The sequence below is a fragment of the Porphyromonas sp. COT-290 OH3588 genome (assembly GCF_000769075.1).
GTDB lineage: Bacteria > Bacteroidota > Bacteroidia > Bacteroidales > Porphyromonadaceae > Porphyromonas.
In genome coordinates this window covers 1-10,497 of record NZ_JRFC01000019.1, presented here as the reverse complement: position 1 = coordinate 10,497, position 10,497 = coordinate 1, and the positions used below count along the sequence as shown (strand labels likewise).

General features: G+C 49.2%; 11 protein-coding genes. All 11 read left to right on the top strand.

The window, feature by feature from the left end:
* Nucleotides 1–326 precede the first annotated feature (326 nt).
* Nucleotides 327–2,051: a lysine--tRNA ligase gene (lysS, locus tag HQ48_RS05255; RefSeq protein ID WP_044232136.1), complete on the top strand. Its 1,725-nt coding sequence runs from the start codon at nucleotides 327–329 to the stop codon at nucleotides 2,049–2,051.
* A 56-nt stretch (nucleotides 2,052–2,107) separates the two neighbouring features.
* Entirely contained in the window at nucleotides 2,108–3,112 is a 1,005-nt protein-coding gene (locus HQ48_RS05250; protein ID WP_044188279.1) for an NAD(P)H-dependent glycerol-3-phosphate dehydrogenase, read from the top strand.
* Nucleotides 3,113–3,131: 19 nt separating this feature from the next.
* Complete coding sequence (locus tag HQ48_RS05245) at nucleotides 3,132–4,487, top strand: glucose-6-phosphate isomerase (RefSeq protein WP_052408979.1); 1,356 nt, start codon at nucleotides 3,132–3,134, stop codon at nucleotides 4,485–4,487.
* A gap of 15 nt (nucleotides 4,488–4,502) precedes the next feature.
* The gene (locus tag HQ48_RS05240) at nucleotides 4,503–5,108 is read left to right on the top strand and encodes a DUF4290 domain-containing protein (RefSeq protein WP_044188276.1); all 606 of its coding nucleotides are present in this window, start codon (nucleotides 4,503–4,505) and stop codon (nucleotides 5,106–5,108) included.
* 27 nt (nucleotides 5,109–5,135) lie between these two features.
* On the top strand, nucleotides 5,136–6,446 hold the full coding sequence (gene murA, locus HQ48_RS05235; RefSeq protein WP_044232135.1) for a UDP-N-acetylglucosamine 1-carboxyvinyltransferase: 1,311 nt from the start codon (nucleotides 5,136–5,138) through the stop codon (nucleotides 6,444–6,446).
* A 266-nt stretch (nucleotides 6,447–6,712) separates the two neighbouring features.
* Nucleotides 6,713–7,321: a DUF4254 domain-containing protein gene (locus tag HQ48_RS05230; protein WP_044232133.1), complete on the top strand. Its 609-nt coding sequence runs from the start codon at nucleotides 6,713–6,715 to the stop codon at nucleotides 7,319–7,321.
* A 31-nt stretch (nucleotides 7,322–7,352) separates the two neighbouring features.
* Entirely contained in the window at nucleotides 7,353–8,438 is a 1,086-nt protein-coding gene (locus HQ48_RS05225; protein WP_044232131.1) for a glycosyltransferase family 9 protein, read from the top strand.
* A gap of 10 nt (nucleotides 8,439–8,448) precedes the next feature.
* Nucleotides 8,449–8,934 carry a S4 domain-containing protein gene (locus HQ48_RS05220; protein WP_044188269.1) on the top strand — a complete coding sequence of 162 codons (486 nt, stop codon included), beginning with the start codon at nucleotides 8,449–8,451 and terminating at the stop codon, nucleotides 8,932–8,934.
* Between the two features lie 72 nt (nucleotides 8,935–9,006).
* Entirely contained in the window at nucleotides 9,007–9,540 is a 534-nt protein-coding gene (locus HQ48_RS05215; RefSeq protein WP_044232129.1) for a histidine phosphatase family protein, read from the top strand.
* 66 nt (nucleotides 9,541–9,606) lie between these two features.
* Complete coding sequence (locus HQ48_RS05210) at nucleotides 9,607–10,092, top strand: ferritin (protein WP_044188264.1); 486 nt, start codon at nucleotides 9,607–9,609, stop codon at nucleotides 10,090–10,092.
* Nucleotides 10,093–10,227: 135 nt separating this feature from the next.
* On the top strand, nucleotides 10,228–10,497 hold a 270-nt coding region (locus tag HQ48_RS05205), incomplete at its 3' end, for a helix-turn-helix domain-containing protein (protein ID WP_152568321.1).

The window sequence follows — 10,497 nt, the reverse complement described above, 5'->3', positions numbered from 1 at the left end:
ATCGAAGACCCAGAAAACGGCTAGGATACCTAACGCCAAGCCAAGTTTTAGGACTAACTTAGATCAACATTGTTGCGCTGGAAGGAGGAATGTGCATTCTAATAGCGATCCGAGGGGTATCGGGATAATTGAGTATCTTTGTGGAAATTTAGAGATTATGATTTGTCTTGGCCTCTGCATTATAGACTAGGACAGTCGGGTATCGTGCTCCTCTTACCTTGCTCGATAGTTGGTAAGTGGCCAATTCGTATTATATTTACACCATAGTGCTATTGGCAGTATAAATTGAGCGAATGAGGAGCACAGCCTCAGTAGGAAAATTGAACATGAACGTTTTAGAGTTAAGCGAACAAGAAATTATCAGGCGACAGAGCCTAGAAGAACTAAAGAATATCGGCATAAACCCCTACCCAGCCGAGGAGTTTGAGGTAACGGCATATAGCCAAGAAGTGCTTGATGCATTCGAAGACGGTGCCCCTAGGCGAGATGTTCGGATGGCTGGCCGTGTTATGGGCAAGCGTATCATGGGTAAAGCTTCGTTCTTGGAGCTACAAGACACGACAGGACGCATACAGATCTACATCAGTCGTGACGAGCTTTGCCCAGACGAAGACAAGACAGTGTATAATGCACTCATCAAAAAACTACTTGACTTCGGCGACTTCATCGGTGTAGAGGGGCATGTCTTCCGCACCCAAATGGGCGAAATCTCGATCCATGCCTCCAAGATTACTTTTTTGGCCAAGAGTCTGCGTCCTCTGCCCATTGTCAAGGTTAAGGACGGACAGACTTTCGATGCTTTCACCGATCCAGAGCAGCGCTACCGTATGCGCTATGTGGACTTGGCGGTCAATGAGCACATCAGAGATATATTCGTCAAGCGCACCAAGATCTTCAATGCAATGCGCACCTTCTTCAATGAGAGGGGCTACCTAGAGGTAGACACACCAGTGCTACAGCCCATACCCGGTGGTGCTGCGGCACGTCCTTTCATCACCCACCACAATACGCTCAATATGCCCCTATACCTACGTATTGCCAATGAGCTATACCTCAAAAGGCTGATCGTGGGTGGCTTTGATGGTGTGTATGAGTTTAGCCGCAACTTCCGCAACGAGGGTATGGACCGCACCCACAACCCCGAGTTTACGGCCATGGAGATCTACGTAGCATACAAGGACTACAACTGGATGATGAGCTTCACCGAGGAGCTACTCGAGTACATCTGTATGCAGGTACTCGGGACAACGAAGGTCAAGGTAGGCGATAGAGAGATTGACTTCAAGGCGCCTTACAAGCGCATCAGTATGTTCGATGCGATTAAAGAGCATACGGGCATCGACATCAGCCAGATGAACGAAGATGAGCTACGCCAAGCCTGTAAGCAAATCGGCGTGGAAGTAGACGAAACAATGGGTGTGGGTAAGATCATTGACGAGATATTTGGTGAGAAGTGTGAGGGCAACTATATTCAGCCAACCTTCATCACAGACTACCCCAAGGAGATGTCCCCTCTAACCAAGGAGCATCGCAGCAACCCTCGTCTAACCGAGCGCTTTGAGCTGATGGTCAATGGCAAGGAGATAGCTAACGCCTACAGCGAGCTCAACGACCCAATCGACCAAAGAGAGCGGTTTGAGGAGCAGCTTCGCCTCTCGGAGAAGGGAGATGACGAGGCGATGTACATCGACCACGACTTCCTGCGTGCTCTAGAGTATGGTATGCCTCCAACTAGTGGTATGGGGATCGGTATGGACCGCCTAGTGATGTTCCTCACAGGGCAAGAGAGCATCCAAGAGGTATTGTTTTTCCCTCAGATGCGCCCCGAGAAGGTTATTCAGAAAGACAAGGCAGAGGCCTTCGCCGAATACGGTGTCCCAGCCGAATGGGTACCCGTACTACACAAGGCAGGTTATCTGACAGTAGAGGCTATGCGCGCCGAAGAGAAGCCCGGTCGTATGCATCAGAGTCTCATGGATATTAAGAAGAAGTATAAGCTAGAGGAGCTCCCAACCATTAAGCTGGAGGATGTAAACTCTTGGCTACAATAAAGACACGAGGGCAACCTCAGCGCAATCGTAACCTATTATAGGGATATATAACAGCTATGAATCCAATAGGTAAGATCGGCATCATCGGTGGAGGTAGCTGGGCCACGGCTCTGGCCAAAATCGTTATGCGCACACAGCCACGCATATCGTGGTGTCTGCGTACCTCCAACCATGTCAAGGAGTTTAAGCGACTGGGGCACAATCCGAGCTACTTAACCTCCGTTCCTTTCCCCATTGATCGAATAGATTTCTTCACCGAGGGGGACGTCAATGATTTTGTTCGTTCATGCGACACGGTCATCTTGGCAGTCCCATCGCCGTACGTCAAGGGCTACCTCAAGCGTATTCGTAGTACACTGCTACGCACCAAGCTCGTCTTCAACGCCATCAAGGGTATGGTACCCGATGAGAATATGCTCATCTCGGACTATCTACAGACCGTCAAAGATGTACCACAAGCTCAGGTCGGGGTAATCTCTGGTCCTTGCCATGCCGAGGAAGTGGCTCGTGACAGACGCTCCTACCTTACCGCAGGCTGCTTCGACATAGAGAAAGCTAAGGCTATGAGCCAAGTACTGACCAATGACTTCGTCAATTGCGTTGTGAGCCGAGATGTGATCGGTATAGAGTACGCCTCGGTATTGAAGAATATCTATGCCATAGCAGCAGGGATTTGTAACGGTATGAACTATGGGGACAACTTCCAATCTGTCCTTATATCGAACGCCATCGCAGAGATGAGCAACTTCGTCAATTCGGTACACCTCTTGCGTAGAGATGTGACCGAGAGCGTCTATCTAGGCGACCTGCTCGTCACGGCCTACTCCAACCATAGTCGCAATCGCACCTTCGGGAATATGCTTGGCAAGGGATACAGCGTCAAGGCAGCACAAATGGAGATGAGTATGGTGGCTGAGGGGTACTATGGGGCTAAGTGTGTGTACGAGGTCAATCAGAGCTATCAAGTTAATATGCCCATTGCTCGCACTGTCTACGAGATACTCTACCAAGGTAAGAGGATTGAGGACGCAATAGAGAGCCTAAGCAAACGATTTAAGTAAAACAACGAACTTAAGAGTAATGAATAACGATACTAAGACGATCCGTTTGGATCTATCGGGCATCAGCAGTTTTGTGAGCGATGCCGAGCTAAAAGTATGGCATGACAAATGTCAGGGATATGTAGAAGCGCTACACCAAGGCACTGGGGCTGGGAGTGACTTCCTAGGCTGGATAGAACTGCCAACCCAAATCACAGAGGCCGACTTGGAGGAGATAGAGGTTGCTGCTAAGGCTCTAGCCGACCAATGCGACTACATAGTGAGTGTGGGCATAGGTGGTAGCTACCTCGGCACACGAGCCGTCCTAGAGGCTATGACTAGTAGCTTCGAGGCCTACAAGAGCCATCACAAGCACCCTCAGCTCCTATTCGCTGGGCACAATATCGGCGAGGACTACCTCTGGGAGCTATGCGACTTCCTTCGAGGCAAGCGCTTCGGCATCATTAATATCTCCAAGAGCGGTACGACGACGGAGCCAGCCATCGCATTCCGTGTCCTCAAAGCTCTACTGGAAGAACAAGTTGGTCGCCAAGGAGCCAGAGAGCTTATCCTAGCCGTTACAGACAAGGCCAAGGGGGCTCTGCGCACTTTGGCAGACAAGGAGGGCTACAAGACATTCGTTATCCCCGACGATATCGGTGGCCGCTTCTCTGTACTTACTCCCGTAGGCCTACTCCCTCTAGCTGCCGCTGGCATCAACATTAGAGCTCTCGTGGAGGGCGCCAGAGCTATGAAAGCAATGGTAGATAGCGGTGTGCCCACTGAATGTAATATCTCCGCTCTATATGCCGCCGCCCGTACGGCTCTGTATGTGAAGGGTAAGAAGATCGAGATCTTGGCCAACTACCACCCCAAAATGCACTATATAGGAGAGTGGTGGAAACAGCTCTATGGAGAGAGTGAGGGAAAAGACGGCAAGGGTATCTTCAACGCCTCTGTAGACCTCACCGCCGACCTACACTCTATGGGGCAGTGGATCCAAGAGGGAGAGCGTTCGATCTTCGAAACTGTTATCTCGGTGCTCAACTCAGACAGAGAGCTACGTATTCAGCCTGACAAAGAAGACCTAGACGGTCTCAACTATCTAGCAGGTAAGCGTATAGATGAGGTTAATAAGATGGCTGAGCTGGGCACACGTATGGCGCATATCGACGGAGGTGTCCCCAATATCCGCATCACACTACCCAAGCTCGATGAGTACTACATAGGTCAGCTCTTCTACTTCTTCGAGAAAGCTGTGGGTATTAGCGGTTATATGATTGGGGTTAATCCTTTTAATCAGCCGGGGGTAGAGGCATATAAGAAGAATATGTTTGCCCTACTCGAGAAACCGGGCTTTGAGGAAGCTACCAAAGCAATCAAGGAGCGCCTCTAAAAAACAAGACAATCAATGGAATACAACAATAAGCTAACCCCTATCGCTATGCCCGAGTACGGGCGTCATATCCAGAAGCTGGTGCAGTACTGCATGAGCATCGAGGATAGAGACAAGCGTAACCTATGTGCACGCAAGATCGTACGTACGATGAGTGGTCTATCGCCCGAGCGACGAGAAACCCCAGACTCCGATACGGTCTACTGGGATCACTTAGCCATCATCTCTGGCTTCAAGCTCGACATTGACTACCCCGAGGGAACAATCACCGAGGATAGAATGCTCGAGAAGCCCAAGCCTCTACCCTACATCAACAACCGCATCAAATTTCGTTACTATGGTCATATTATTGAGGGTATGATCAAGAAGGTATGCAAGATGGAGGTCGGTCGTGAACGTGCGATGCTTGAGTACTTCATCGCCACTCAGATGAAGCGTTCTTATATGACGTGGAATAGCGACACCGTAGATGATCTACAGATCTTCAAAGACCTCTTTGAGCTATCCGAGGGGGAGATCATGCTCACTCCTGAGAACTGCAAGCTCGTCATCAATCCCAATAGTATCGACCGAGGCGGCAAGCAGAAGGTTAGCAAGAAGCAACTTAAACAGCGTCGATAAGTTTTACACCAAACAACAACTGTATCAATGGCATCATACGTGATCGAGGGAGGCTACAGCCTTAGCGGAGAGATCCGACCACAGGGAGCCAAAAACGAAGCTCTGCAAATCATCTCTTCGGTACTTTTAACCCCCGAGGTAGTAACGATACACAACATTCCCAACATCCTAGATGTAAATAATCTGATCGAGCTACTGCGTCAGATGGGGGTGAAGGTAGCCAAGCTAGAAGAAGAGGGGAGCTATAGCTTCCAAGCCGACGAAGTCAATCTAGACTACTTGCAGAGCGAACAGTTCCTACAGAGGAGCCGTGCACTCAGAGGATCTATTATGACGGTTGGAGCTCTACTCGGGCGTTTCGGCTATGCTATTTTCCCCAAGCCCGGCGGCGACAAAATCGGTCGCCGTAGACTTGATACGCACCTCATCGGCTTCATGGAGCTTGGGGCTAGCTGTCAGTACGATGCACAGAAGCAGAGCTATATACTAGAGGGTAAGGCGCTCAAGGGGAAATACATGCTTCTAGACGAAGCCTCCGTCACGGGGACAGCCAACATATTGATGGCAGCCGTGATGGCAGAGGGTACGACCACGATCTACAACGCAGCCTGCGAGCCTTATCTGCAACAGCTAAGCAAGCTGCTCGTACGTATGGGGGCAAAGATCGAGGGCATAGGTTCCAACCGTCTGACGATTGAAGGCGTCAAGTATCTAGGCGGTGCAGAGCATAGTATGCTCCCAGATATGATTGAGATTGGTAGCTTCATCGGTATGGCTGCTATGACCAAGAGCGAGCTCCTCATCAAAGATGTAAGTATCCAAGACTTGGGGATTATCCCCTCGGCTTTTCGTCGTTTGGGTATTACAGTAGAGGAGCGTGGTGATGACTTGTATATTCCTAGGCATGACAAGGGGTATGAGATTGATACCTTTATGGACGGCTCGATCCTCACTATTGCCGACGCACCATGGCCGGGCCTTACACCGGATCTACTTAGCGTCTTCCTCGTGACAGCGACACAGGCTAGGGGCTGTGTCCTCATTCATCAGAAGATGTTTGAGAGTCGACTTTTCTTCGTAGATAAACTCATTGATATGGGGGCTCAGATTATGCTGTGCGATCCTCATAGAGCCACGGTTATTGGTCTTGGTCAGAAGCACAAGTTAAGGGCAGCCACGATGTCTTCGCCTGATATTCGCGCAGGGATTGCTCTGCTGATCGCTGCGATGAGTGCAGAGGGTACGAGCACGATACACAACATCGAGCAGATAGACCGAGGCTACCAAGATATCGCCGCTCGCCTAAATGCTCTCGGAGCTCGCATCACCCGCATTTAATCTGTTATTGAGTAGAAATAGTAGCTCCCAATCACCGAAGTAAAAGGGAGATAAGAGCATATCGAGCTCTCCACAATACTCTAGAGGCTACAGGACGCAGCAGAGAGGCGTTTATGTAGCCTCTGCCACCGAGTGACCATTACGTTTGGGCTAACCTCGAGGCAAGTACAGATGCCTACGTAGTAAGGGAAACGAAGTGATGGGAATAATCCTTTTTTACCTATCTTTGAGCCAAGCAATCAGAAGATTATTTATTTAATAGGCTTATGACTACTTTTAGTTCGTTGGCTAAGCAAATATTTGCCGAAGCCATTGAGGTGTATTTACGTGAAGGAGGTATCGACATAGTGGCTCCCAACCCCTACCCTATACGTACGATCGAGCACGATCTCTTCCGGAAGAATTGGATTGATCATGCCCAATGGGCACTCGAAGATATTATCCGTGACCCCGAGATTTACCCTGAAGAAGCACTACGCATCAAGCGCCGCATCGACAGGAGCAATCAAGATCGGACTGACTTGGTTGAGCTGATTGACAGCTTCTTCCTCGAGAAGTACCAAGACGTCAAGTCTCAAAGCGGAGCTAAGATCAATACGGAGAGCCCTGCATGGGCCATAGATCGTCTATCCATACTCAAACTCAAAATATACTACATGGGTCAAGCTGAGGCTAATGCAGCAACGGAGGAGATCAAGCAGAAATGCGCTCAAAAGCTATCCGTGCTACGTGAGCAGGAGTTAGACCTATGTACTGCTATCGACGAATTGCTCGAAGATATTGGGGCGGGGCGTAAGTACATGAAGGTCTACAAGCAGATGAAGATGTACAATGACCCTCAACTAAACCCGATGCTCAAGGGGCAAAGTATCTAATTGCGCAAGTAAACACAGACACTCCCCAATCGTGGCGAAGTTCCTGATCGCTCGTCTATCAGCCATAGGAGATGTGGCGATGGCTATCCCTAGTATATATGCTATAGCAAGAGCCAACCCAGAGCACCAGTTCACGGTGCTTACTCAACCTTTCTTAACAACGATTATCGTCGAGCCGCCTCGTAACTTGGAGGCTATGGCCATAGATATCAAGCGTGAAGAGCGCAGGTTGCCGGGGCTATTCCGCTATGCTATTAGGCTTAGGGGTGAGGGGTTCGATGGCTTCATTGACTTACATGATGTCCTGAGGACTAAAATCCTACGTGGTATCGTCGGTTTCGGCAAAACTCGTGTCTGGCACCTGCGCAAACCCAGAGCTATGCGAGGGAAGCTATTAGCTCCACCTCCTACCAAAGAGCTAACGCCCCTGCCCAGTATGCAGGAGCTATACATAGACACCCTAGTACGTGCTGGCCTACACCCTCCACTAGGGTTGATAGAGTCGATCAAAATAGAGAGCCCGCGTTACTGGAGAGCACTAGCTAGCTATCCAGAGCTAACTAAACCCCAAGGACTAATCCCAATTGGAGTGGCACCGTTCGCCTCTACCGACAGCAAGACCTACGACCTAGGCCTTATGGAGCAGGTCGTCGCTAAGCTAAACGATAGCGGACAATACTATGTATTCCTATTTGGAGGTAGAGGCAAAGAGGCCGATACCCTCTGCCAATGGGCAGAGCGATACCCTAGGGTCAAATCTTTAGCTGGTCAGCTAGAGCTAGCCGACGAGCTAGCCATCATGAGTCGCTTAGGAGCTATGCTCTCCATGGATAGCGCCAATGCACATCTAGCAGCTATGGTAGGTACTCGAGTGGTTTCCGTTTGGTGTGGTACACACCCCTACGCAGGGTTTATGGCCATGGGGCAGAAGTTTGAGGATTGCTTACAGACTAGTGAACTAGACTGCCGTCCGTGCTCTATCTTCGGCAAGGTGAAGCGTTGTTTGCACGGCGATATGCCATGTCGGAGAGCAATAACACCAGAGTATATTGCAGATCGAGTGGCCGCAGCCGCACAAGAGGAAACAAATAAAAGACAACATCAAACAATAAAATAGCAGAAGGTAAATGAGACTGCGCATTAACAAACTGATCAGTGATGCAGGGCTTGGCTCTCGTCGCGATGTAGAGGAATTCATCAAAGCAGGCCGTGTAAGGATTAACGGCAAGCGAGCTAGACTGGGAGATATGGTAGAGCCGACAGATGTTGTTCTCTTCGATGAAGTCGATCTACCCGTCAAAGACCTCATTCGAGAGCATGCATCATTAGAGAAGCTACAAGCCAGAGAACGAGAGCAGCAGGGACGCCCACGCACCAAAGACAAAGCGGCCGAGCGTGCCGAGAGCCAGCGCATCAAGGCGTCGCCCAAAAGTGCAGCTTTACGCAAGACTAGCAAGAATAATCCCGAGAATAAACGCCTAGCTCGCCTACGTCGAGAGCGCATGGAGGAGGACGAGGATCTAGGACTATACCAAGTTCGCCACAAGAACCCCTACAAAGAACAGGCACGTCCAAGCAAATTTGGTCGTCATAGACATCACCACGACGACTAATGAATACCTCCTTTTCGACTAGAGAAAAGGAAGTTTACAAATATGATTTATAGAAATAGTAACCCCAAATAAATGATTGTATATATAGTACGCCATACATCCGTTGTCCTAGATGGCAACGAGATATGCTATGGCTTCACAGACATAGCCCTACGTGATACATTCGAGCAGGAAGCTGCCGTAACCAAGTCCAAACTTCATGGTTTATCTTTCGATGAAGTTTTCACCAGCCCGCTCTCTCGTGCAAGTAAACTCGCCGATTTTTGCGGACACCCCGATGCCGAGCGAGATGATAGACTCAAGGAGATGAACTTCGGAGAGTGGGAGCTTCGCCCATGGGCTGACATCATCGTGGGGCAGTCTACCGAGGAGTTTTTCCTAGAGTACATCACTAAGCCTGCTCCCGGCGGAGAGTCCCAGCTGATGCAATACGAGCGAGTACGCGACTTTATCCTAGAGAAGCAGGCGGAGGGACTAGACCAAATCTTAGTTTTCTGCCACGGAGGTGTGATTAACTGTGCCAAGACTATGGCTGGTCTGTGCGATCTAAACGAAGCCTTCGCTACGATACCTGACTTCGGCTCAGTGACACGCCTTGAGTTCTGAACTAAAGACCTAGGTCGGAGGTTGATTAACTGAAACGGTTTAACTATTTACACAAATTATAGAATTATGAAGTTTACACAAGCAATGCAGGACGCTATCAATGCACAGATCAAACTTGAGATGTGGTCGGCTAACCTGTACCTATCTATGGCGATGCATTTCGCCAAGAACGGCCTAGACGGCTTTGCACACTGGTATAAGAAGCAATCTGAAGAAGAGCTTACTCATGCTTATGATATGATGAACTACATCGTCCTACGTGGTGGTGAAGTAAAGATCGAAGCGATCCCAGAGGTAGAGAACAACTTCGGCAGCTATCTCTCTATCGTGGAGAAGGCATACGAGCACGAATGCCTCGTATCGGAAAAGATTGAAGAAATGGTGCGTATCGCAAGCGCCGAAAAAGATATGGCTTCGCAAGATTTCTTCTGGAAGTACATTCGTGAGCAGGTAGAAGAAGAAGCTACAGCATCTGGTCTTGTCGATCGTGTACGTATGGCAGAGGGGCATGCTATTATCTTCCTAGATAAGGAGCTAGCTAGCAGAAAATAGGCGCCTCGCCACTTCCCCACTCCTCATTGAAGAGTAAACAGAATCGGACGTCCCCACACAGAGGTAGGACGTCCGATTTTTATTTAACCTTTTGCTGCTCCAACTTATGTACTTTCCATTTTCTAACGCAACACTATGGTTATAAGAACGACAGGTGGCGGGCTAGCCCGCCACCTGTCAAAAATCGTTCATAGCTTTGATGTTGAAATGGAAAGAACAAAGTACAAACGACTCACTTTGGACAATAGAAAGACCATTGCTAATTGCATTGGACTTGGCAAATCTATCACTGAAATTGCGCAAATTTTTAGTGTGCACAAAAGTACGATTTCTCGGGAGATACGTCGTTTAGGAGAGCTTCAGGACTACCGCCCCTTAAAGGCTCATAAACACGCTGTCGAAGCA

What these genes read in the sequence shown, in the direction of transcription:
- HQ48_RS05240 (WP_044188276.1), top strand. Translation starts at nt 4,503, where the DNA reads ATGGAATACAACAATAAGCTAACCCCTATCGCTATGCCCGAGTACGGG.
- HQ48_RS05245 (WP_052408979.1), top strand. Translation starts at nt 3,132, where the DNA reads ATGAATAACGATACTAAGACGATCCGTTTGGATCTATCGGGCATCAGC.
- HQ48_RS05230 (WP_044232133.1), top strand. Translation starts at nt 6,713, where the DNA reads ATGACTACTTTTAGTTCGTTGGCTAAGCAAATATTTGCCGAAGCCATT.
- HQ48_RS05250 (WP_044188279.1), top strand. Translation starts at nt 2,108, where the DNA reads ATGAATCCAATAGGTAAGATCGGCATCATCGGTGGAGGTAGCTGGGCC.
- HQ48_RS05215 (WP_044232129.1), top strand. Translation starts at nt 9,007, where the DNA reads ATGATTGTATATATAGTACGCCATACATCCGTTGTCCTAGATGGCAAC.
- lysS (WP_044232136.1), top strand. Translation starts at nt 327, where the DNA reads ATGAACGTTTTAGAGTTAAGCGAACAAGAAATTATCAGGCGACAGAGC.
- HQ48_RS05220 (WP_044188269.1), top strand. Translation starts at nt 8,449, where the DNA reads ATGAGACTGCGCATTAACAAACTGATCAGTGATGCAGGGCTTGGCTCT.
- murA (WP_044232135.1), top strand. Translation starts at nt 5,136, where the DNA reads ATGGCATCATACGTGATCGAGGGAGGCTACAGCCTTAGCGGAGAGATC.
- HQ48_RS05210 (WP_044188264.1), top strand. Translation starts at nt 9,607, where the DNA reads ATGAAGTTTACACAAGCAATGCAGGACGCTATCAATGCACAGATCAAA.